Below are 23382 nucleotides of genomic sequence, written 5' to 3' on the forward strand. Positions count from 1 at the left end.
TTGGTGTTGTTTGCAGCAGGCAGGCAAGGCAGGATACGCTGGCTACAGTTTAGATAGCCAAGAATAACAGGAAACATACCTCAATGGCATCATCCTTACAGGTTGCGGTTCAGATGGACCCTCTGGAGCACGTTAATATCCATGGGGATTCAACCTTTGCGCTTATGCTGGAAGCTCAGAAACGTGGGCATACCTTGTATGTCTATGAGGTGAATTCGCTGGCATTGGGCGAAGGGGCGGTGGAACCGGAGCAGTCTTCCAAAACCCGGGTAACAGCTTTGATGCGCCCTGTAACAGTCCGGCGGGAAGAAGGAAACCACGCCACGTTTGGTGTGCCAACACGCCAGTCATTGGGGGATATGGATGTGGTGCTGATGCGTCAGGACCCGCCTTTTGACATGGCATATATTACAGCCACACACATGCTGGACCACGTGCATGGTGTTGGTCCGGGCAAAGCGTTGGTAGTGAATGACCCGCGTTGGGTGCGTGATAGCCCGGAAAAACTGTTGGTCACTCATTTTCCAGATTTAATGCCCCCCACCTTGGTGACGTGGGATGTCGAACAGATTCGGGCCTTCCGGGCCAAGTGGCACGATATTATCGTGAAGCCACTTTTCGGGAATGGCGGGAGCGGGGTTTTCCGTATCCGTGCAGATGACCAGAATCTGAATGCTTTGCTTGAAATGCATTTTGCGCGCTCGCGCGAGCCATTGATGATTCAGCGCTACGAACCTGCCGTAACGGCCGGAGATAAACGTATTATTCTGGTGGATGGAGAACCCATAGGCGCCATCAACCGCGTGCCATCGGGGGAAGATCACCGGTCAAACATGCATGTGGGCGGCGTGGCCAAACAGATTGGGCTGAGTGATCGTGACCGCGAAATTTGCACGGCTATTGGCCCATTTCTAAAAGAACACGGCCTGATTTTTGTGGGTATAGATGTGATTGGCCAGTATTTGACAGAAATTAACGTAACATCTCCCACTGGCCTTCAGGAGCTGGAACGCTTTGATGGTATCAATGGCGCTGGCGCAATCTGGAACTGCATAGAGCGCAAGCTGAATGCCGCGTGATTTCTAGCCCTTGTTTTGCTTATGGGTGTCATCCTTTTTGTCGGCTGCTTCCAGATCAGCCAGTGGCGTGTCCTTCCCAAACTTGTTGTCCAGCCACTGATATATTGGGTCTCGGAAGTAGTAGATGAAGATGCTTGCCCATATGGCAATAGCGATGATGGCGAGAAGAATTTGAAACATAGCTCTATATTAACACTATCTATTGCACAGTTGCAGCGTAAAAGGAGTATATGCCCTTACACAAGGGCGCTTTTGTGACGAGTGCCTTGTGCAGAAGAGGAAGACCTTTTGTGGCTCTTGAAGAAATGTCCACCAGCAGGCAGAGAGAGGACATGAGTGACGTTCTCCAAAATTATCCTTCCGGCGGGGGGGATAATCCCGCGCCTCCTCCTTCCCGCTCGGCACTGGATGCGGAGGCTGTCAAAACAGCCTATCGCCGGTGGGCAAATGTATATGATGTTGTTTTTGGCGGCATCTCCCGGTTTGGGCGTTTGCGTGCTGTAGAAGCCGTAAACGGTCTTCCCGGCACGGATGTGCTGGAAGTGGGGGTGGGCACCGGCTTGGCACTGCCCCATTACCGGCCAGAAAAGCAGATTACCGGCATTGATCTTTCAGCCGATATGCTGGCCAAGGCGCGTGAGCGTGTGCAGCGCGGTAAGTTGACAAACGTTAACGGCCTGCTTGAAATGGATGCCGAAGATACGAAGTTTGAAGATGCTTCCTTCGATATCGCCGTGGCCATGTTCGTGGCTTCTGTGGTGCCGCATCCACGGCAGTTGTTGCGTGAACTTAAACGCGTTGTGCGCCCCGGCGGTTATATTCTGTTTGTAAACCACTTTTTGGCACCAGGTGGTGTGCGCGGCGCTGTAGAACATGCGCTAGGCCGGGCATCTCATTCTCTAGGGTGGCATCCTGATTTTGCAATGCAATCATTGCTGCCAGATGAGGATATACGCCGCGCCTATATTCAGCCTGTTCCGCCATTAGGGCTGTTTACTTTGGTCACGCTGGAAAATCTGCCTGCATAACCTGTGCGCTCCTGCCAAGGCAGGGGCGTTTCTTCTGCGTGGCAGAAAATGGCATTTGCGCGTATGTAACATGAATATGATGGAACAGTTTTATGCCGTGCCACGCGCCAAGGGCGTAGGGTTGCATGATGCCAGTAAGAAATTGGAAATTGGAGCATGATGGTCGCCCATAACCAGAGCCAACAGAATGAGACATCTGGAAATGGCATGCGTGTTACCAGAAAAGGGAATGGTACAGGTGCCGCTTACGTGGTGCTGGCCGCTCTGGCAGCATTAGCTGGCGGAGGTGCTTCTACACTTTCTGAAATGGGCATTATGCCTGCTACGGCCGGATGGCATGCGGTTGTGCAGGCTCATCCTGTTCTTATGCTTTTATATGTTGTTGTTCCGGCGTTATTGGGTGGTTTTGGCTCCTTGTGGCTTCCGCGTGCAGTGCAGCGGTCCGGCGTGTTGCTCCCTCGGATGAACGATGCCGGCTTTCTGTGTGTGTTTGCTGGGGCTGCACTAACGGTTACAGGGGCCGAGCTTAAAACAGCCACCTTGCTGTGGTGTGTTGGCACATTGATGACAAGCATGGCCCTGCTGGTAACCGTGTTTGATAGCCGTGCCGATATGGAAGAGCGTAAGCCGTTTTCTCCTTTTGTATGGGGGGAAATGCTGGCAGCCGCTGTTATGCTGCTTACCGTGCCGGTTATGGCCGGGCAGATTGTAAAACACTGGCGTGATGCCGCAGCAGTAAATGTAGAAAGCTTTGCTGGCCCCGTAGGGCTAGTGGTGCTGCTTGCCGGTTTTGGTGTGGTGTTTGAAATGAGCGCCCGCGTTGGCAAGTTCTCTGAAAAACCCGTTGCATTCATTATGGCTGCTGCCGCGGCTTCTGGCGTTGTGGCGTGGACCAAAAGCGTTTTTATGCAGGGCACTGAAAGTGCAGGCGCTATGCAGGTTGGCAGCGCCATGCTGGCTCTGTGCTCCTTTGCGGCCACCTGTCTGGCAGTGCTGTGGTTGGCTGGTGCATGGAATGCCCGTGCCTCGCTGCGTGTGCCGTTGCTCTGGGGCTTGGGTTTTATGAGCGTGGTTTCCGGTGGCTGGCTTGTGCAACTCGTGCAGGGGAGCGGCCTGCATTCTGCACTTCAGCTTGGCGCGCTGTATGTTGTGTGCGGTGGTTTCTATCTGTGGCGCGGTGAGGAATGTGGATATTGGTATCCGCAACTTATGGCGTATCTGCATTTTGCCTGCACTGCTGTTGCTACGGCATTGGTGTTTGTACCGGGCGCACAAATGCTCAGTGGTGCATTTTTTGGCTTGGCAGCTCTGTGCTTTGTTGGTGCTGCAGTGATGAGCTTTAAGCGTAACCAGCAGACAACTGCACATTGGGCCGCAATTTCTGTTCAGGATTCCAAGGGATACCGGGCATGAGTGATAGCGTGGCAACAGCTTCCCTAGAGGCGGCAGCAGAACGGCGCCCACGGTTTAAGGCCGATCAGGTTGGCACCCGTGCGCGGGATTGGATTCAGCTGTTAAAGCCACGCGTAATCTCGCTGGTTGTTTTTACAGGTGCAGCAGGCATGATTGTCGCACCGGGCCACATGAATTTCTTTGTGGCATTGGTGATCATCTTTTGCATCTGCATGGCCTCGGGTGCAGCTGGTGCTATCAATATGTGGTATGACCGCGATATTGATGCCGTCATGCAGCGTACCATTACCCGCCCTATTCCGGGTGGGCGTATTCCAGAAAATGAAGCATTGGCTTACGGGGTAGGGCTTTCCTGCCTTTCTGTATGTTTAATGTGGATGGCAACCAACACACTGGCTGCTGGCATTCTGGCATTTTCCATTTTCTTTTACGCCGTTATCTACACAATGTGGCTTAAGCGCTCCACGCCGCAGAATATTGTGATTGGTGGTGCAGCAGGGGCTTTCCCACCCATGATCGGCTGGGCAGCGGTAACGGGCCATATGGCCGTTCTGCCAGTAGTGATGTTTGGGATTGTCTTTTTCTGGACGCCACCGCACTTTTGGTCGCTTTCTTTGTATGCCTGTAAGGATTACGGGCGTGCGGGTATTCCCATGCTGCCGGTTGTGCGTGGCGCGCGGCACACACGTTGGCAGATCTTTATTTACACGCTGGTGCTGCTGGCTGTTTCTCTGGTGCCATCTTTCATGCACCTGTGCGGTTGGCTTTATACGACCACAGCTTTGGTGCTTGGCTTGGGGTTTGTAGCATGTGCTGTGCGTGTTTTGCTAGAACCGCAGGATGCGCAGGGCGTAAGCCTGAAAGGGGATAAAGCGGCCCGTATTTCCTTCCGTTTTTCTCTGGCTTATCTGTTCTTCCTTTTCTGTGGTCTGCTGGCAGACCACTTCCTTCAGGCATGGGTGTAAGTGGCATGAATGCACAGCAGGATGGTCTGCTTGAGCAGACAGAAAAGCACAAACGGCAAAAAGAACGTGTGCGCACCATGCTGGGGTTTATGATGGTGCTGGCAACCATCATGTTCGGGCTAACTTTGGTTCACCCGTAGGCTTTAGCTGTTAGAGCCAGATAATACTTGCTCACCACAGCCTATGTAGCTGCGTGGTGAGGTAAACGCTTAGCCTTGCTTCTGTGCAGGGCTTTGTGCGTTTAGAAGCGTCTCTTTGCTGATATCTATGCCTTGTGTGCGCAAACGGGTGAGATCAGATTCCAGCTCTGCCAGTTTACGTTTCTGCCAGAATAGAAAAAACACCCCAAAGCAGATTGCTAACGTAACACTGCATGCAGTTACAATTTCAAGCAGCAGCATAACAGCCTATCTCCCGTTAATGTCAGTCAGGCAATAAAAAGCCCCGCCCTTTGAGGTTAAAGGGCGGGGCTATAAAATGTCAGTGCTTACTGACGGGTTTGCTGTATGGCCGAAAGAAGCCAGCGCCCCCCGCGAGAGGGCCGGGTAAAGGTCCACAACTCGGTAATGTTCACCGGTTCGGTAGAACTCCCCTGAATAACCTGCCCCATGGCATTGGTGGTGAGGTCAATCAGGCTGTACCGCATGGCAACGGTGGCAAAGTCCATGCCGTTTTCACGCCATGCCTCGGCCAGATCGCCCTGAATGAAATGCACATCCGAAACAACGTTGCGTGCCCCTTGGCTGGCAAGGGCAGAAAGCTGCTCGTTAAAGTAGGACACCATTTCAGGCGTGGCCATTTGCTGCATGGCCGCAATATTCTGCTGGTTCCACGCTGTCTGAATATCCATCAGCGTTTGCTGGAATGCCTGATAATCTGCAGTGTTAATCTGCAAGGAGGCATTTCCACCGGCAGAAGGCATAGCCCCCGGTGTTACTCCCGGTGAATCGGCCACACCGCCAGCACCCAGGGAAAAACCGCTGCCACTAGAGCTTTTATTGCCAGTAAAGCGACGCACCAGCCACATGATGATCATGACAACAAAGGCCACTTGGATCATCAACCCGATCAGGCTGAAAAAGCTATGCATGCCACCAAAAAGGCCGTGCCCGCTCAGCAGACCGAACAAGCCAGCCCCCAAAAACCCACCAGCAAACCCGGTCAGGAATGGATGCCGAACGCCGGATTGTGCAAAGGGGGCTGCCGGGCGTGCAAACGGTGCTGTTTGCGGCCCATAGTTAGGGGAAGGCGCCGTGCGCGGCGTAATGGAGCGCTCCATCGGGGCCGCACTGTAAGGTGCCGTACGTGTGGGCGGAGGCGCGCTCCATGTTCTGCTGCCACGGCTGCCCATAGAGCCACCTTGGCCGGGTCGGGCATCAGCATGCAGGGCCAAAGGCCCCGCAATAAGGCCGATGCTCAGGAAGGCGGTGAGAACAGGTGCAAGAATGCGGGGTTTCACAGAAAGAATAGTCTCCGGCTAAGAGGTTATGCCCCGGCAATGCTAAGGGCATCTGTACGTAATGTGGGGGCGTCCGTGCCAAAACGGAAGTCCAGATCATTAGCTAACGTAATGGACGCAAAAATATCCAGAAGGTTGCCCGCCAAGGTGAACTCGGCAGCGGATTCCACAATCTTGCCATCGCGAATCATAAACCCGGAAGCACCACGGCTGTAATCACCGGTCAGGCCATTGATGGAGGATCCCATCATCTCGGTAATGTAGAGGCCTTCCTTGATATCTGCCATCAGCTCTGTGGGAGAGAGTGTGCCGGGCTCAAAAAACAGATTGGTGGCAGAAGGGCCGGGCGGCCCAGATGTTCCGCGTGCAGCGTGAGCATTGCTTTGCAGCCCAAGCTGGCGAGCACTTCGGCTATCCAGAATCCAGCTCTGCAAAGCGCCATTTTCCACCAGATGCAACGGCGCAACCTGCATGCCTTCACCATCAAACGGGCGGGAGCGCAGGCCTTTTTTACGGGTGGGATCATCCGTAATGGTAATATCTTTGGCAAAGATGGACTGACCGAGTTTATCCTTCAGAAAGGATGTGCCACGTGCAATGGCTGTGCCCGTAATGGCCCCGGCAAAGTGGCCCAGAAAGCTACCAGCTACCCGAGGGTGAAACACCACAGGGTAACGGCCAGTGCGGGGTTTAATGGGGTTAAGGCGTGCAATGGCTTTTTCCCCAGCACTTTTGCCAAGCTCTGCCGCATCTTTCAGATCACGCAGCCAGACTGTGCCGTGGTAATCGTAATCACGCTGCATGCCATCGCCAGAACCTGCCAGCACGCAAACAGAGTTGGAATGGTGTGTGCGGGTATAACTTCCGGCAAAACCAGCGGATGTCACCAAAAACACTTCTGTGCGCCCGCAAGAGGCACTGCTGCCAGCGCTGTTGGTAACGCCTTTTATGGCCAGCGCGGCTTCTTCTCCAGCGCGTGCGCGAGCCAGAAGTTCTTCGGTTGTAGGCTCTGCCGAATCTGCCAGTTCCAGATCATTCTGGGTAAAGCCGCCTTGCTGGGCCAGTGGGTTTAGCCCGGCATATTGATCTTCTGGCAGCACACGGGCCATGGCCATGGCCTGTTCTATCAGCGCATCAAAGCGCGAAGGCTCCGGCGAGGTGGTAGAAAGAATGGCACTTTTTTTGCCAGCAAAAACACGAAGCCCCAGATCCGTGGTTTCAGATCGTTCCAGTTCTTCTGTCACACCATTGCGGACACCGGCGCCAGCCGCCACGCTGCGGACAAACACAGCATCTGCTGCATCTGCCCCAGCCTTGCATGCACGGGCAACCAGATCAGAAATACGGTCTAGGGTTTGTTCTGTCATGCTGCCAGTTTCTCCGTAATGATCTGCAAGGAAGGAATGTGCTCAATCGGGCCGAGGGCTGCAAGCGTGGGTGCGCCTGTAAAGATGCGCGATGCCGCACGGCAAATGTCCCCAGCTTTTACGGCTTCAATTTTGCTGACGGTTTCGGCTGTGGGAATAATCCGGCCGAAAATCTGCAACTGTCGGGCAATCTGTTCGCACCGGCTGCCAGTGCTTTCCAGGGACATCAGAAGCGAGGCTTTAAGCTGTGCCCGTGCGCGCACCAGCTCTTCTTCCGTCACATAGCGCTGAATCTTGTTCAGCTCTTCCAGCGTTACGGGCACCAGTTCCGCACATTCCTTGGCGCCTGTGCCAGCGTAAATGCCAAAGATGCCGCCATCGGTAAACGGTGCGTTGAAGGAATAGACAGAATAGACAAGCCCGCGCTTTTCCCGAATTTCCTGAAACAGGCGGGAAGACATGCCACCACCCAACACGGTGGAAAGCAGAAGAGCGGGGAAGTAGTCCGGGTCTCCATACCCAAAGGAGGGGAAGCCCAGCACCACATGCGCCTGATCCAGTTCCTTCATTTGCCGGAATTCACCGCCACCATAACGGGCAGAGAGAGTGGCCGGCGCAGAAGATGAAGACAGATTGGCAAAATGCTGCTGCACGCGCTGCACCACGTCTTCATGGTGCAAGTTGCCTGCGGCAGCCACAATCATGTTGTCTGTGGTGTAATGCGCTTTCATGTAACGCATCAGGGTTTCACGGCTCATTTCCCGGATCAGGTTTTCCGTGCCCAATGTGGGGCGGCCCATGGGTTGGTTAGGAAAAGCTGTTTCCTGAAAATGATCAAAAACCACATCGTCAGGCGTATCATTCGCCTGTCCGATTTCTTGCAGAATAACCCCGCGTTCGCGCTCCATTTCGGCCGGATCAAACGTAGAGTTGGTGAGGATATCACCGATGATATCAACGCCCAGCCCTAAGTTTTCCTTCAGAAGCTTGACGTAATAAACAGTCTGCTCCCGCGCGGTGTAGGCATTGATATGCCCGCCAACATTTTCGATTTCCTCGGCAATGCGCAGGGCGGAGCGGCTGGTTGTGCCTTTAAAGGCCATGTGTTCCAGAAAGTGAGAAACACCGTTTTCTTCTGCCGTTTCGTGGCGTGTGCCTGTGGCCACATAGGCCCCGAAAGAAACAGTTTCCACCCGTTCCATGCGTTCTGTCACAACAGTCAGGCCGGAGGGCAGGCGGGTAATGTTGATGGGGTCTGTCATTCTTGTCCTGAAAAAGAAAGGCCGCCGGGCAAGGCGGCCTGACACGGGAAAGTAAGATGTGGGGTGTTAGGGAGCGTTTGCCAGTACCGCAGCGCGCACGGCATCTTTAATTGCGCCTTCGGTTGCCGGAACGGTGCGATAACGTTCTTCCCGCTCAAACAGATCTTCCAGATGCACAGGCAATGCTGGATGAATACCCGTAGCCGCCACCATGGCATCCGGGAACTTGGCCGGATGTGCTGTGGCTTCTGCAATCATGGGCACGCCCGGCTGCCGGAACTTGCGGCCCGCAGCAATGCCAATGGCGCTGTGGGGGTCTGCCAGATAATTGGATTTCTGGTGCAGGTTACGAATTTCTGCTTCCGTCTGTTCATCATCCAGCGCAAGGCCGGAGAAGACGGTGCGGGCATTTTCCCATACTCCTTCAGGTACATCCATATGCCCGGTGGCGCGGAAGCCCGTCATGATACGTGCGCAGGCAGCGGAATCACGCCCCAGAAGTTCAAACAGCAGGCGTTCAAAGTTGGAAGAAACCTGAATGTCCATGGAAGGTGAAAGGCTGGGCACCACACCTTTGATTGTCATGTCATTGGCATTCAGGAACCGGGTGAGAATATCGTTCCGGTTGGAGCCAACGCACAGATGTTTGATAGGCAGCCCCATTTTGCGTGCAGCCCAAGCAGCAAGAATGTTGCCAAAGTTACCCGTTGGCACAGCAAAGGAAACTTCACGCTCTGGGGCGCCAAAGTTCAGGGCCGCATAAACATAGTAAGGAATCTGAGCCGCAATACGCGCCCAGTTGATGGAATTGACGGCAGAAAGATGCATTTCCCGGCGGAAAGGCAGATCAGCAAACAGAGCCTTTACCAGATCCTGACAATCATCAAACGTGCCTTCAACGGCCAGATTGGTCACGTTGGAATCCAGCACGGTTGTCATCTGGCGGCGCTGCACTTCGGATGTGCGGCCTTTGGGGTGCAGGATGATAACAGACAGACGGTCCCGCCCACGGCAGGCTTCAATGGCGGCAGAACCTGTATCGCCAGAGGTCGCACCAACAATGGTCACGTGGTCATTCCGCTGGGTCAACACATGTTCAAAAAGCTGGCCCAGCACCTGCATGGCCATGTCCTTGAACGCCAGCGTGGGGCCGTGGAACAGTTCTTGCACAAACAGGCCATCTTCCACCTGTGTCAGTGGCACAATGGCTGGGTGGTCAAAGTTGGCATAAGCCTTGGCGCACAGGCTGCGCAGTGTTTCCAGATCAATATCCGGTGCTGCAAACGGGGCCAGAACACGGGCCGCCAGTTCTGGATAGGGCAGGCCACGCAGGCTTTCCCAGTCAGATAGCGAGAATTCGGGCCATGTTTCGGGCAGATACAGGCCGCCATCCTCGGCAAGACCGGTAAGCAGAACATCGGCAAAGGAAAGGACGGGAGCATTCCCGCGAGTGGAAATATAGCGCATGGAGAAACTTATATCCTGAATGGCGAACGCCGCGAAGTGTCCTTTTTAGGGGGAAAGCCTATAGCCTTTATTGGGGTGGAGGCGTTGTGGGCAACGTAAGCTGATACACCGTGATAGGCCATGAAATAGAAGGCGTTGCCGCCCCAAAGCCCACGCTGTGATCAAGCTGACTGGCCGCTACATACAAATGCCCATGTCCATCCAAACCGGGTGTGGTGGGCCATTTCAGGCGTTCATCCGTAACCAGCCGACGCGGAATGCGCCCAACGGTGTAGCTGAGGATACTGCCTGTGGTGATGTCAGACCAATAAAGCGTGCCATCATTATCAATGGTCAAACCGCCCAATGCGGGGGTTTTATACCACTGTGTCACACCTTCTTCAAACGCTGCGGGCGTTACGTCCGGGTCCGTGAACAAGGAGGTGGACACACGATACAGAAAACCTGCGGGCGGCTGCATAACAATCCATGTGCCATCCGGGCTTACCGCAATCATGCTGGTATCTACGGCAATGGCTTGGCCATTTGCATTCAGCAGCGGGCCTGTAGGGGTCTGGATCGGTTTGGTGGCGGTAAGGGCTGGGTGGTGGTCCAGAAAACGCCGCCCTGATACAGATGGAATATCGATAAGTAATAGCCCTGCCACGCCAGAATCTGGCACATAAGCTGTAGAGCCATGCACGGCAATGCCAGAAAGAATACTGCCCTGATGCAGCAGATTGGCTTCTATTGGCACAGTATGGGTTACTGTGTTGGTGGTTGGGTCAATCTGGATCAGGCGTGGGGCTGCAACAGGTGGTTTTTCACGGTTTGGCACGCCGCTATCCAGCACCCAGATGCTGCCATCTGCTGTGCGCGTCATGCCTGCAAGGGCTACAAAATGGGTATCGTTTGTGGCCTCGCGGTTGTTCCAGTCTGCATTTGGGTATGGAGCAAGGCTGCCATCGGTCTGCCGAACCCATAGCTGCGGGCCTGTATTGCCAACCCATGCCGGGGCTTCCAGCAGCATTCGGCCATCGGGCAGAGGCAAGACAGCATCCCATATCTGCTGGTTGGACTGCATGAAAGGCACCAGTGCAGAAGCAGGAAGTTCCGGCACTTTGGGCATATGCACAGCCCATGCAGGGTGGCCCATAAATGGAGAAAACAGTGCAGCCGCCAGCATGGCACGGCAAACCGTGCGGCGCGGCAGAACAGAACGCAGGAAAGAATGCTTCATCAGGGGCGTCCGGTCAGAAATCTTGCAAACAGGTGAAAAATGAATGCAGCAGTTTCGGGCCTGCACGGTGTTTGTGCAAACGCGTTCTGTGCGGGGCGGCTGCCCCTCTGCCACATTCAGGTGTGAGGCAAGAGGGGCTTTTGCGATTATGCGTCTTCCGCACGTTCCACATAACGGCGGTGGATATGGGCCATATAGGCCGAGGCATCCAGCTTGCGTCCTGTAGCGTCCTGCACAATCTGCGGCATGGAGGCACTGCGTGCACGGCCATGCACGTTTTCACGCAGCCAGCCCAATAGCGGCGTAAAATCACCTTTTGCAATGGCAGGCATAATGTGTGGCACCTGCTTGCAGGCGGCTTCTCGCAGTTGTGCGGCTGTTAAGGCACCTAGGGTGTAGCAGGGGAAATAACCGAATAGCCCCTCCGGCCAATGAATATCCTGCAAGCAGCCCCGGCCATCATCTGGCACATGCAGGCCCAGAAGCGCGTGAATGCGCTCATTAAATGCGGCGGGCAGATCAGTTAGAGGTAAATCCCCGGAAATCAGCGCTTTTTCCAGCTCATAACGCACCAGAATGTGGGCGGGGTATGTTACTTCATCCGCATCTACTCGGATAAAACCGGGCTGTACGTGGGTGAGCAGCCGATGAATATTGTGTGCATCCCAGCCAGTCGTGCCTGCGGGCACATCAAAAGCTGCCTGAAGTTTGGGGGCCAGCCAACCTGCAAAAGCATTGGAGCGGCACACCTGCATTTCCATTAGCAGGGATTGGCTTTCATGCAGCGTCATGCCGCCAGCCTGCCCAACAGGTTGAGAGAGCCACGTTTCTGGTAGGCCCATATCATACAAGGCGTGGCCTGTTTCATGCAGCACGCCCATCATGGCGGGAATGAAATCATTTTCATCATAACGGGTGGTCAGCCGTACATCATGCGTTGCTCCACCGCAGAACGGGTGCGTACTCACATCCAACCGCCCGCGAGTGACGTCAAACCCAAGCTGCTGCATAAGCTGGCGACCCAGCGCTTCCTGCCGCGGCACGGAAAATGGTCCGGGCAGAGGGGTGGCGGCAGGCAGGCTGTTCTGTTTTTCCAGCACGGTGCCAATCAGTTCAGGCAGGCCGGCGGCAAGCTGTGTAAAAACCGGGTCTATGTCTGTTTGGCGGGTGCCGGGGTCAAACGTGTCCAGCAGCGCATCGTAGGGGGAAAGGCCCAGTTTTTCCCCTGTGGCAACCGCAATTTCACGCGTAAGGCGCAGCACTTCGGAGAGTGTGGGCAGAATGGCTGCAAAATCACCATTCTCGCGTGCGGTGCGCCATACCATTTCGCATCGGGCCGTGGCCTGCGTGCTGGCTTCTACCAGTTCTCCGGGTAGCGCCGTAGCGTGGGCATGTAGGCGGCGCATTTCTTCCAGATTGGCGCGGCGCCAGACATCATCGCCCGGTTCTGCCTGTTCCAGCAGTTCTGCAATAACTGGGGCTGTTAGAATTTCGTGGCGCATGCCTTCCAGCATGGCTAGATTTTCTGCCCGACGTTCTGCTGCGCCGGAGGGCATGATCACCTCCTTATCCCAGCAGAGTATGCCAATGGCATCATTGAGGGAGGAAAGGCGGGCAAAGTGGCGTTCAAGGGAAAGATAGGCTTTATTCATGATGCATATGGTAAAGCATACACGCCGCGCACGGAATGCACTTTGTGAGGCATATCAGATGACAAAAAGGAGCCAGTTATACCCATGCAGATGGATACGCAGGTAGAATCTGCACTGGTATTGTTGGCGCAGGGCAATGCGGAGCAGGCATTACGTCTTCTGCAAAACTGTTTGCGGCAGAACCCGCACCACGCTGGCGCACTGCATGGCATGGCCTGTGTAGCGCGTGCGGGCGGGGATAACCGTGCCGCGGTGGCTTTTGCGGCTAAGGCTGTGCAGTTACAGGCAGAACCGCATTTTCATATTACACTGGGTTTGGCCTTGCTGGCAGAAGGGCAGGCGGAGGCGGCACGGGCAGCCATTCATGTAGCTGTGCTTGCATCTCCCAAAGATCCGCGTGCGCATGATGCCATGGCCTCTGTTCTGGAAGCACAGCAGCGCATTGCAGAGGCTGAACGTGCTTTGCGCACAGCTATAAAGTTACGGCCATTGGAGCAGGAGCGGCATCTGGCTCTGGCTGCTTTTTTGTCACGCCATGGGCAGTTGGAAAAAGCAATAGAGGTTTCCAGCAAGGCCGTGCGGTTGGATACACAAAACCTGTTTGCACAAAATCTGCATGGCATGATCCTGCATGGCGCTGGCAAAGCGGCAGAGGCCGAACCTTATTTTGGAACTGTAGCCGCTGAACTTCCAACATCCGCACCTGCTCTGGCCAATCATGGGGCGGCGTTGTTTGCAGCACGCAGTTATGAGAAGGCCCGGGATGTTTTAGTGAAATCTGCGCAACTGGCCCCCAAAGCAGCAGAAACACGCAGTAATCTGGGGCTGGTGCAGATGGCGCTGGGCCGCTTGCAAGAAGCCGCGCAGGAACTGCAAGCCGCATGCACATTGCAGCAGAATGATACGCGCCTGATGCTCAATTACGCCACGGTTCTTGCTGATCTGGGTGAAAACAAGCAGGCGGAGGCCTTGTTTTGCAAGGTGGAAAAACAGGCGGGTAACAGCACGGATGCCGCCCGAGCACGTATGAACCGCGGCGTGCTGTATCTGGCCCAAGGCCGCTTTGCTGAAGGTTGGAAGCTGTTTGAAGCACGCCAGAACCTTATTGCCCCTCCGGCTTGTGCAGCCGGGTTGCCTCGGTGGGATGGCACTCCGCAGGAAAAGCCTGTGCTGCTTTATGCAGAGCAGGGGGTGGGCGATGTGTTACAGTTTCTGCGCTACGTTGCTCCGGCGGCTCAGCGTGTTCCGGTTTTGCTGTATGTGCCGCAAAGCATACGTTGCTTTGTGCAGCAGATGGATTTAGCTCGCCAGCCGCATGTCACGGTTTGCACAAGCCAGCATGCGCCAAAAGCCGTAGCAGCTTGCGGCCTGATGAGCCTGCCTGATGTGCTTGGTATGGAAGTGCCGTTTGCATGGCGGCCCGATATTGCAGGCATTCATAAACTAGCCCCCAGCAAGAAAGCTGCTTTGCGTATCGGGCTGTGTTGGGCGGGTAATTCAACGTATCAGTTTGACCGCAGGCGCTCGATGAACCTGCAGGTCCTCGCAGCGTTGGGGCAGTTGGATCATGTTGAATTTCAGTCGCTTCAAAAAAATGAGGAAGGGCAGCCGCCTCCATTCCCAATGGCACAATTACCGCAAGGTGATGTGCTGGAAACAGCCCGTGTTATGGCGGGGCTGGATGCGGTGATAACTGTAGACACCATGATAGCGCATCTGGGTGGCCTGCTAGGTTTGCCCGTGTTGCTGCTTGACCGTTTTGGTGGCGACTGGCGCTGGGCTGCGGGTTCTACCATTACTCAGTCAGATGGAGAGGTGCGCAGCCTGTGGTATCCTTCCGTTAGGGTTATTCGTCAGCCACAGGCGGGCGAGGGTGATGCCCCGTGGCAGCCCTGCATCGCAACCGTTGTGCAGATTTTGCAGAAGATGACTGAAAAACGCACGGATATGGTGCCCTAAAGGCTGTTGCCGCTGTGTGAGAGCACTTTATGATAGCGGCATGACACGCATTTCCTCCAAAGGTGCTACGCCAGCAATGGCGCAGTGGTTCACCCTTAAGGCCGAAAATCCTGAAGCCCTGCTGTTTTTTCGCATGGGTGATTTTTACGAACTGTTTTTTGATGATGCCACGGCCGCAGCGGCTGCGCTGGATATTGCCCTAACAGCACGTGGCACACATGCGGGGGAACCGATTCCCATGTGTGGGGTGCCTGTCGCGGCAGCTCCGGCCTATCTTGCGCGTTTGATCCGGCGCGGCTTCCGGGTGGCAGTGGCAGAACAGACAGAAACACCCCGTAAAGGCAGGCCAGCAAGCAAGGGGCCTTTGGCGCGTGGCGTTGTAAGAGTCATTACCCCCGGCACGCTTACAGAAGATGAACTGTTGGAGCCTGGGCGTTCTAACCTTTTGCTCGCATTGGCACTCACCGCGCCGCAAACAAAGGGAAAAGGCAAAAAAGCAGAGGCATCCTTTGCCGATACAGTTATTGGTGCTGCGTGGATTGATGTTTCAACCGGGTTGTTTGAAACTGAAAGCCTGACAGGCAAAGGGCTTCCTGCGCTTTTAGGCCGTCTGGACCCTGCGGAAATTCTTGCGCCTGCCATTCTTAATCTGGCGGATTACGAGGCCCGCCGTGCGCCAGAAACCGTGGCATCGGGCGCAGATACGGCACGCCAGCGTCTGGCCAGTGCTTTTGATGTGGCCAGCATAGAAGCCTTTGGCACCTTTACGGATGAAGAAAGCGTGGCCGCTGCCATGGCGGTGGAATACGTTCAGCGCAGTCAGGCAGGCAAGTTGCCGCGTCTGGCACATCCTGTTCCGCAAAATGAAAGTGGCATTCTAGGCATAGATCCGGCCACACGCGCCAGTTTGGATATTTTACGTGCGCGGGACGGAGGGGATGAGCACACACTATTTTCTGCCGTAAACCGCACGGTCAGTGCAGCCGGGGCACGTATGTTGGCAGAATGGCTGGCTGCCCCGCTTACACATGCAGGCCAGATAGCCACCCGGCAGGAAGGCTGGTGGTGGCTGAAGGAAGATGCGGTGCGACGTGAGGCGTTGCGCGGGACGCTTAAAAAAGCACCAGATATTGCACGCGCACTCGGCCGTTTATCCCTTGGGCGTGGGCAACCGCGAGATCTGGCCGCCATGCGCGATGGCCTTATGGTGGCGCGGGAAGCTGCGCGTATTCTCACGGCTGCTGATGCCGTATTGCCTACGGCGTTACATCAGGCGGTTACACGGTTGGGCGGAGGGCAGGCGCTGGAGGCCGAACTGGCACGTGCGCTGGCGGAAAACCTTCCGGCTCGGTTGGATGATGGCGGTGTTATTGCGCAAGGCTATGATGCCAAGCTGGATGAATACCGTGGATTGCGAGATGATTCACGCCGCCTGATAGCGGGCTTACAGGCCAAATATGCGGCACATTATGGGCTGAACAGCCTTAAAATTCGCCATCACGCCCAGCTTGGCTATGTGATGGAAGTGCCCGTGGCAGCCAGCGCCAAGCTTAAGGACAAGCCAGAGCTTATCTTGCGGCAAGGCACAGCCAGCAATGCGCGTTTTGCTACAGAAGAACTCTCAACGCTGGATGCCCGCATAACCGAGGCCGCAGAAAAAGCATCCCAGCGTGAAAAAGAATTGTTCGGCGCGCTGGTTGAGCAGGTTTTGGCAGAACGCAGCATGCCGATTTTGGCGCAGGCTTTGGCCGTGCTGGATGTTTTGCAATCCTGTGCAGATCTGGCGGGGAATGGAACGTGGTGCCGGCCAGAGGTGACTGAGGATTTTGCTTTTGCGCTGGAAGGATGCCGCCACCCAGTGGTGGAAGCCGCCCTGCCAGCCGGCACGCGTTTTACGCCCAACACGTGTGATCTGGCGCCACAGCAGCGCGTTATGCTGCTAACCGGGCCAAATATGGCCGGTAAATCCACCTATCTGCGCCAGACAGCACTGGCGGTTATTCTGGCGCAAGGCGGTTTTCCCGTTCCGGCTGATCGGGTACGAATCGGGGTGGTGGATCAGCTTTTTTCCCGCGTGGGTGCTTCGGATGATCTGGCGCGCGGGCGTTCCACCTTTATGGTGGAAATGACGGAAACAGCCGCCATTCTTAACCAGGCTGGCCCGCGTTCTTTGGTTGTGGTGGATGAGATCGGGCGTGGCACGGCCACGTTGGATGGTTTGGCAATTGCATGGGCTGTGTTGGAGGCTTTGCATTCAAGCGTGCGCTGCCGTGCAATCTTTGCAACGCATTTTCATGAACTTTCGCGCTTGGTGGATACACTCCCGCGGCTTTCCCTGCATACTATGGCGGTGCGGGAATGGCGGGGACAAATTGTGTTTTTGCATGAAGTGCTTGCAGGATCAGCCAAAAAAAGCTGGGGTGTACACGTTGCGCGGTTGGCCGGTGTACCACACGCGGTGGTGGACCGGGCAGAGCGCCTGCTGCGGGAGCTGGAACGTGCTGAAAATACAATACCCGAACCGCTTCCGCTGTTTGACACGCAGAAGACATTACCCCCTGAGCCCCAAAATACGTTAAGTAAGCGTTTGATGGACATTGACCCGGATAGCCTGACACCCCGTGCCGCGCTGGATCTTCTGTATGAATTGCGCAAGGAAGCCGCGCAGGAAGACCACGCACAGGCAGCAGGCTAGATACTATGACGCCAGACCCCATTCAGGAGCAGAACTCGCCTCTCATGCCCACCCCTTCCGTAGAGCCTGCCGCCGCGCAGCAGTCCGACATGACCATGCTGGCTACCCTAACGCCAGAAATGCTTTCTGCGTGTCTGACGCGGGAATTAAGAGACGCAACACCGGAAGATGCGGCTATTCCTGAGCGGGATGATGCTGTTGCCATTTTCCGCCGTCATCTGGGGCGGTATCAGGCAGATATACGCAACCGGTTTGAGCGGCATGAGCTTAAAGGCGCAGGGGCAGCCAAAAAGATAGCTGTTTTTACAGACGTGATGGTGCGCGCCATTGTTGATCTGGCCGTACGCGCCACCATTGGGGCGGGCACTGTAGAAAGCGGCGTATTGCCCAGCTTCGCTATTGCCGCCACGGGTGGTTACGGGCGTGGGCTGCTGGCACCTTTTAGCGATATTGATCTGCTATTTCTGGTAGCAGAAGAAAGTGCAGAGCGCGCACATCCGCTTATTGAATACGTGCTGTATTTTCTGTGGGATCTGGGTGTGAAGGTGGGGCATGCCACCCGCACCATCAATGAGTGTATTGAGGAAGCTAAAAAAGACACCACAGTGCGTACCGCGCTGCTGGATGCACGTTTGCTGGCCGGGGATTCAGCCCTTTTTGCCACGTTTGAGGCCCGCTACATTCTGGCTTGTGTGGATGCAGGTGCCGCTGGTTTTATTCATGACAAGCGCCGTGAACGTCTGGAGCGTCATCGGCGCTTTGGTGATAGCTCATATCTGGTAGAGCCCAACATAAAGGAAGGGCGCGGGGGACTGCGTGATCTGCAACCCCTGTACTGGATGTGCCGCAACACTTTTGGCACCCGTCACGTTAAAGATCTGCTGGCTCCAGAATTTATCTGGATGGGCCTGCTAACGGAGCAGGAAGCCGCACGTGCCCGCCGCTCTTGGGACTTTTTGTGGACGGTACGTTTGCATCTGCACTACGTGGCAGGGCGGGCGGAAGAACGGCTGACTTTTGATATGCAGCCCGTTATTGGCGCACGCATGGGGTATACCCGGCATGGGCGGCAAAATGGGGTGGAGCGCTTTATGCGCCACTACTTCCTGACAGCTCGGGAAGTTATGCGTTTAACCCATGTTCTGGAACCCGCAGTGCTGCGGCAAGCTCAGGGGCCGGTGGCTAACGCAGCCAAGCCAGACGAGGCTATGCGGCAAGCCGGGTTTACCCTGCTGGACGGGCAGATTTTGCCTGATCGTGGCGTAAGTTTCGATCAAGAACCCATTAAAATGATGCAGATTCTGGATTGGGCGCGTGTGCGTCGCCGTCCGCTGCATCCATTGGCGCGGCATCAGCTTATCCGGTGGGAGCGTAGAGCCACCAGCCTGCGGGACAACCCGGAAGCTTCACGCATTTTTCTTGATCTGCTGTGTGGTGATGAATCTACGGTGGAGCAAAAGCCACGTCGTCGCCCAGCAACGGCTTCTGTACCGTCTGTGGTGGAAGAAAGTGGTCTGCCTTATTCCGCGGCTTATGGGGAATATCCACCCGCAGGGCATGCACACTGGCTGCATATTCTGAACGAAACCGGCATTTTTGGCCGCCTGATTCCAGATTGGGCGCGCATTGTCGGGCAGATGCAGTTTGATACGTACCACGTGTTTACTGTGGATGAGCACACCATAGAAGCCGTGCGTATTTTGGATGAAGTGGCCTCTGGCCGCATGGCGGATGAAATCCCCATTGCGTACGAATTGGTAAAGGGGCTGCATTCTAAACGGGCGTTGTATATGTCCGTTCTGCTGCACGATGTTGCCAAAGGGCGGGGTGGAGATCACTCCGAAATCGGGGCGGAAATTGCCGCTGAACTCTGCCCGCGCCTCGGGATGTCCGGTGAAGAAACAGAAACAGTTTCTTGGTTGGTGCTGCATCATCTGTTGCTGAGCCATACGGCGTTCCAGCGCGATATTGATGACCCCAAAACTATTCTGGATGTGGCAGATATTGTGCAGTCTCCAGAACGGCTGCGTCTGCTGCTTCTGCTAACCATTGTTGATATGCGTGCCGTAAGTTCCCGCGTGTGGAACGCATGGAAAGCCACGCTGCTGCGTGAGTTGTATGTGCGTGTGGCAGAAGTTCTGGCCGGTGGCCTAGCCACGACGGAACGAGATGTGCGTGTGCGCCATGCCAAGGAAATTACAGCCGATATTCTGGCAGAAGAAGGCGTTCCGCAAAAAGATATCGAACGCTTTTTGGGGCTGGGATACGCCGGTTACTGGCTTTCCTTCGATTATGAGACACATCGCCGCCACGCACGGCTTATCCGTGCGGCAGATGCCAAGGATGCACCGCTTACAGTAGAAGTGCTGCCTCTGCCTGCGCGTGGGGTTACGGAAGTTACCATTTACACGGTGGACGTGCCGGGCCTGTTTTCCAAAATAGCAGGGGCCTTGGCGTTGGCTGAGGCTTCCATTGTGGATGCACGCATCCATACCATGACACACGGTATGGCGTTGGATACATTTTGGATTCAGGATACCTCCGGCCAAGCGTATGAAGAAACGCACAAGCTTGCCCGTCTGGCATCTCTGATCGAACAGGGGTTAAGCGGCCATATTGATATTAGTGAAGAAATTGCCCGAGCCGGCTTTGGGCACATGCCCATGCGTATGCGCGCCATTCATGTGCCGCCGCGCGTGGTGATAGATAACGGAATTTCCAACACCTACACCGTTATCGAAATCAACGGGCGCGATCGTCCCGGCCTGCTGCATGATGTAACGGCCGCCATGAGCCGTGAAAACCTGCAAATTGCCTCTGCCCACATCACCACCTACGGCGTGCGAGCCGTGGACGTTTTTTATGTGAAGGACCTGTTTGGTCTGAAAATCACAGATAAAAAACGTTTGGAGGAAATCCGCGAGCGCTTGCTGGCCGGGCTAAAGGAAGCAGAAGCCGAGGCCAGCGCTTGTGCAGATGCGCGCTATTCAGCCTGAAATATCAGGCTGAAACAGGATGGTGCCCGGGGCTAGCCGCGGAAAGGCCGTGGTTAAGCCCCGCCCGTAGCTGCTGGCCTTCGGGTGTGTTGGCGTCTATCAGACCGTGGCGCAGGAACAGGTCAATCAACACCAGATTAACGTTGAACTTAAATTCATCCGTATCACGCACAATCTGAAACACTTTAGTCAAAGGCAGCAGCGCGAAAGATTCTACCTCGCCGTCCGCTGCTTCTGGTTTGAAGGCTTCAGGTAGATAGAGATCATAGCAGACTAAAATATCCCGCCTGAGCCCTTCAGGCCGCTCCATGGCATAAACCAGATGCCCTGTTTCCTGCGCCTGAGCCACAAGATCATGCGGGATGCTGGCTTCTTCTGCTGCTTCCTTGATCAGGGCTTCACGCGGTGTGTGGCCAGCGGGTACGCCACCTGCAACCAGATGGTCCAGCTTGGATGGGTCCAGCCGCTTGTTTGCGGCACGACGGCCTGTCCATAGGTAAAGGCCATCTGCTTTGCGTACCAGCCCGTTCATGTGCACGCCTGTGGCAACCAACCCAAAAAGAGGCAAGGCGCCGCGGTCAATGCGGGCAATGGCAGGTTCACCTACATCTGTTCGCACATCAAATAGTTCGTGGTGGGAGCGGTAAAAACCTTCCTGTGCCAAGGCTTCGCCCAACGCTTCCAGTTTGCTTGGGTCTGGCAGGTTAAAGCCGGTTGCACGGTTGCCCAGACCTTCTTTTTCCAGCCTGTCAAACAGTTCTGGCGTAATCCACCCGGCAGCCGTACCCGCCAGAGAAAAAGGGGCACGTTTGCCAGGAATGATAGCAGTGTTGCACTGCCTGAGATGCCGAAGAAAAGGCGTGATGTCAGAAGACATGGAAACAAGATCCTGTTGAACTGTGCCTAGCGTGTCTGAAGTTGTTATCGGGTGTGGCAAAGGCGGTGGCAAGGTGTGGCGGGGTTGCAAAATGCGCCCAGCATGGCACATGCGGGTTATGCCACCACGTCGCGCGGCTGCCGGGCCGCTCAAAAAGCCGGTTTCCATAACCCTTTCGCGTTTGCTGCCATATTTGTGGCCACAGGAAAATCGTGCCCTGCGTTGGCGCGTTGTGCTGGTTCTTGTGGTCATGCTTGGGGGCGAACTGGCCACATTGGGTATTCCGCTTGTTTATAGCCGTGTGGTGGATCGGTTTACGCACCCTCATTCGCTGGCTATGGCGCCTGCGGCTTTGATTCTTTGTTACGGATTGGTACGCCTTGCTTCTGCAGCTCTTACCAATTTGCGTGATGCCTTGTTCGCACCAGTCCGGTTTCGGGTGGCAAGGCAGGCGGCTTACCGCAGTTTTGAGCATATGCATGCACTTTCCTTGCGGTTCCACCTTGATCGCCGCACCGGAGGGGTCACACGGGCCATTGAACGTGGCACAGAGGCAGTGGAAACACTGCTGCGGATGATTATGTCCATTTCTCCCACCATCTTGCAGGCAGCATTGGTGATGGTGGTGATCTGGCGTGTTTTTAATTGGCAGTATGTGGCGCTGATGGCGCTGATGATTACGGCCTACATTCTGTTTACCGTGAGATTTACATCTTGGCGGTTGGGAATCCGGCGCGAGATGAATGAAACCAACAGCGAGGCCACAGGCAAAGCCTTAGACAGTCTGCTAAACTACGAAACCGTAAAATATTTTGGGAACGAGAAGCACGAAGCCCAAAGGTATGACAGCGCACAGGCGCGTTACGAACAGGCTGCCAAAAAAACGCAGTATTCCCTAGGTTTTCTCAACTTCGGGCAGGCGGCTATTATCGCCCTGTCTCTTACAGCCATCATGTTGTTAGGTGGGCATGATATTGAGGCGGGACGAATTACGGTTGGCGAGTTCGTTATGGTCAACACGTACCTGCTGCAACTTTATGGACCGCTCAATTTTCTGGGTTCCGTATATTCCGCCATTCGTACCGCCTTGGTTGATCTTGAGCACATGCTGGGGTTGACGGAAGAGGAAGTGGAAGTGGCAGATCCTGCACATCCGCTGCCCATTGCCACACGCTTGCAGGTTTCTGCGCCAGCGCGGGTGGCATTCAGAGATGTGCATTTTGGATACCGGGCCGAGCGTGAAATTCTGCACGGTATCAGCTTTGAGGTAGAGCCAGGCCGTAAGGTTGCCATTGTAGGCACCACAGGGGCAGGGAAGTCCACTATCAGCCGGCTACTCTTTAGATTTTATGATGTCTGGTCGGGGGCTGTGCTGGTGGATGGGCATGATGTGCGCGATTACCGGCAGGCAGACTTGCGCGCGGCCATTGGTGTGGTGCCGCAGGATACCGTGCTGTTTAACGAGAGCATTGGCTACAACATTGCCTATGGGCGCTTAGGGGCTACGCCAGCAGAGGTGCAGCACGCAGCCCAGTTGGCACAGATACATGATTTTATCATGTCCTTGCCCGAAGGCTATGAAACGCAGGTGGGTGAGCGCGGGCTAAAACTTTCTGGTGGAGAAAAGCAGCGTGTGGCCATTGCCCGCACGATTTTGAAAGACCCACGCGTTCTTGTGCTTGACGAGGCCACGAGTGCGTTAGACACACATACTGAAAAAGAAATACAGGCAGCGCTTAAAACGGTTTCAGCACGCCGCACAACGCTTGTTATCGCCCATCGTTTGTCCACCATTGTGGATGCAGACGAAATTTTGGTTATGGCCAAGGGGCACATTGTTGAGCGCGGCACGCATGCAGCCCTGCTGGCCCAGAATGCGGTGTATGCATCCATGTGGGCGGCTCAGGGGGGAGAAAGCGGGCAGGAGACGTGATAAAAGGTGTA

The 23382-nt window shown here is 55.3% G+C and carries 17 protein-coding genes; 9 read left to right on the forward strand and 8 right to left on the reverse strand.

What is annotated here, in order from left to right; all coding sequences use genetic code 11:
• The first annotated feature begins 83 nt into the window (after positions 1–83).
• On the forward strand, positions 84–1079 hold the full coding sequence (gene gshB, locus ABNV41_RS03095) for a glutathione synthase (RefSeq protein ID WP_050820100.1): 996 nt from the start codon (positions 84–86) through the stop codon (positions 1077–1079).
• A 3-nt stretch (positions 1080–1082) separates the two neighbouring features.
• On the opposite strand, the gene ABNV41_RS03100 is transcribed toward gshB, so the two are convergent.
• Positions 1083–1259 carry a hypothetical protein gene (locus tag ABNV41_RS03100; protein WP_167506861.1) on the reverse strand — a complete coding sequence of 59 codons (177 nt, stop codon included), beginning with the start codon at positions 1257–1259 and terminating at the stop codon, positions 1083–1085.
• A gap of 50 nt (positions 1260–1309) precedes the next feature.
• On the opposite strand from ABNV41_RS03100, the gene ABNV41_RS03105 reads away from it, so the two are divergent.
• The 4 genes from ABNV41_RS03105 (at position 1310) to ABNV41_RS03120 (ending at position 4625) form a co-directional block, all read left to right on the forward strand.
• The gene (locus ABNV41_RS03105; RefSeq protein ID WP_349934979.1) at positions 1310–2107 is read left to right on the forward strand and encodes a class I SAM-dependent methyltransferase; all 798 of its coding nucleotides are present in this window, start codon (positions 1310–1312) and stop codon (positions 2105–2107) included.
• A 156-nt stretch (positions 2108–2263) separates the two neighbouring features.
• Positions 2264–3520, forward strand: coding sequence for a cbb3-type cytochrome c oxidase subunit I (locus tag ABNV41_RS03110; RefSeq protein ID WP_087651951.1), 1257 nt, complete (start codon positions 2264–2266; stop codon positions 3518–3520).
• Complete coding sequence (locus ABNV41_RS03115) at positions 3517–4485, forward strand: heme o synthase (protein ID WP_050820097.1); 969 nt, start codon at positions 3517–3519, stop codon at positions 4483–4485. The genes ABNV41_RS03110 and ABNV41_RS03115 overlap by 4 nt, the downstream gene beginning before the upstream one ends.
• A gap of 5 nt (positions 4486–4490) precedes the next feature.
• The gene (locus ABNV41_RS03120) at positions 4491–4625 is read left to right on the forward strand and encodes a hypothetical protein (protein ID WP_259286332.1); all 135 of its coding nucleotides are present in this window, start codon (positions 4491–4493) and stop codon (positions 4623–4625) included.
• Positions 4626–4972: 347 nt separating this feature from the next.
• Here the strand turns inward: ABNV41_RS03120 and ABNV41_RS03125 are convergent, their stop codons facing one another.
• The 6 genes from ABNV41_RS03125 to ABNV41_RS03150 form a co-directional block, all read right to left on the reverse strand.
• On the reverse strand, positions 4973–5944 hold the full coding sequence (locus ABNV41_RS03125; RefSeq protein WP_349934980.1) for a TIM44-like domain-containing protein: 972 nt from the start codon (positions 5942–5944) through the stop codon (positions 4973–4975).
• A gap of 26 nt (positions 5945–5970) precedes the next feature.
• On the reverse strand, positions 5971–7311 hold the full coding sequence (locus ABNV41_RS03130; protein WP_087651952.1) for a TldD/PmbA family protein: 1341 nt from the start codon (positions 7309–7311) through the stop codon (positions 5971–5973).
• Positions 7308–8573, reverse strand: coding sequence for a pitrilysin family protein (locus ABNV41_RS03135; RefSeq protein WP_050820093.1), 1266 nt, complete (start codon positions 8571–8573; stop codon positions 7308–7310). Before ABNV41_RS03135 ends, ABNV41_RS03130 begins: the two co-directional genes overlap by 4 nt.
• A gap of 66 nt (positions 8574–8639) precedes the next feature.
• The gene (gene thrC / locus ABNV41_RS03140; RefSeq protein ID WP_050820092.1) at positions 8640–10040 is read right to left on the reverse strand and encodes a threonine synthase; all 1401 of its coding nucleotides are present in this window, start codon (positions 10038–10040) and stop codon (positions 8640–8642) included.
• A 67-nt stretch (positions 10041–10107) separates the two neighbouring features.
• The gene (locus ABNV41_RS03145) at positions 10108–11259 is read right to left on the reverse strand and encodes an L-dopachrome tautomerase-related protein (protein WP_050820428.1); all 1152 of its coding nucleotides are present in this window, start codon (positions 11257–11259) and stop codon (positions 10108–10110) included.
• A gap of 146 nt (positions 11260–11405) precedes the next feature.
• A complete protein-coding gene (locus ABNV41_RS03150; protein ID WP_050820091.1) occupies positions 11406–12911 on the reverse strand; it encodes a carboxypeptidase M32 in 1506 nt (501 codons plus the stop codon).
• Positions 12912–12995: 84 nt separating this feature from the next.
• Between ABNV41_RS03150 and ABNV41_RS03155 the strand changes: the two genes are divergently transcribed.
• The 3 genes from ABNV41_RS03155 to ABNV41_RS03165 are packed head-to-tail and all read left to right on the forward strand — an operon-like array spanning position 12996 to position 20561.
• Positions 12996–14870 (forward strand): tetratricopeptide repeat protein, encoded by a 1875-nt coding sequence (locus ABNV41_RS03155; RefSeq protein ID WP_050820090.1) that lies wholly within the window; start codon positions 12996–12998, stop codon positions 14868–14870.
• Positions 14871–14910: 40 nt separating this feature from the next.
• Positions 14911–17565 (forward strand): DNA mismatch repair protein MutS, encoded by a 2655-nt coding sequence (mutS, locus tag ABNV41_RS03160; RefSeq protein ID WP_349934981.1) that lies wholly within the window; start codon positions 14911–14913, stop codon positions 17563–17565.
• A 5-nt stretch (positions 17566–17570) separates the two neighbouring features.
• Positions 17571–20561: a [protein-PII] uridylyltransferase gene (locus ABNV41_RS03165; RefSeq protein ID WP_349934982.1), complete on the forward strand. Its 2991-nt coding sequence runs from the start codon at positions 17571–17573 to the stop codon at positions 20559–20561.
• 4 nt (positions 20562–20565) lie between these two features.
• Here the strand turns inward: ABNV41_RS03165 and ABNV41_RS03170 are convergent, their stop codons facing one another.
• Positions 20566–21438 carry an NUDIX hydrolase family protein gene (locus ABNV41_RS03170; protein ID WP_050820087.1) on the reverse strand — a complete coding sequence of 291 codons (873 nt, stop codon included), beginning with the start codon at positions 21436–21438 and terminating at the stop codon, positions 20566–20568.
• Positions 21439–21619: 181 nt separating this feature from the next.
• Here ABNV41_RS03170 and ABNV41_RS03175 point away from each other — a divergent pair, with 181 nt between their 5' ends.
• A complete protein-coding gene (locus tag ABNV41_RS03175; protein WP_196332641.1) occupies positions 21620–23371 on the forward strand; it encodes an ABC transporter ATP-binding protein/permease in 1752 nt (583 codons plus the stop codon).
• The last annotated feature ends 11 nt before the right edge of the window (positions 23372–23382 follow it).

It is taken from the genome of Acetobacter sp. A11-2, assembly GCF_040208445.1.
Lineage (GTDB): Bacteria > Pseudomonadota > Alphaproteobacteria > Acetobacterales > Acetobacteraceae > Acetobacter > Acetobacter oryzoeni.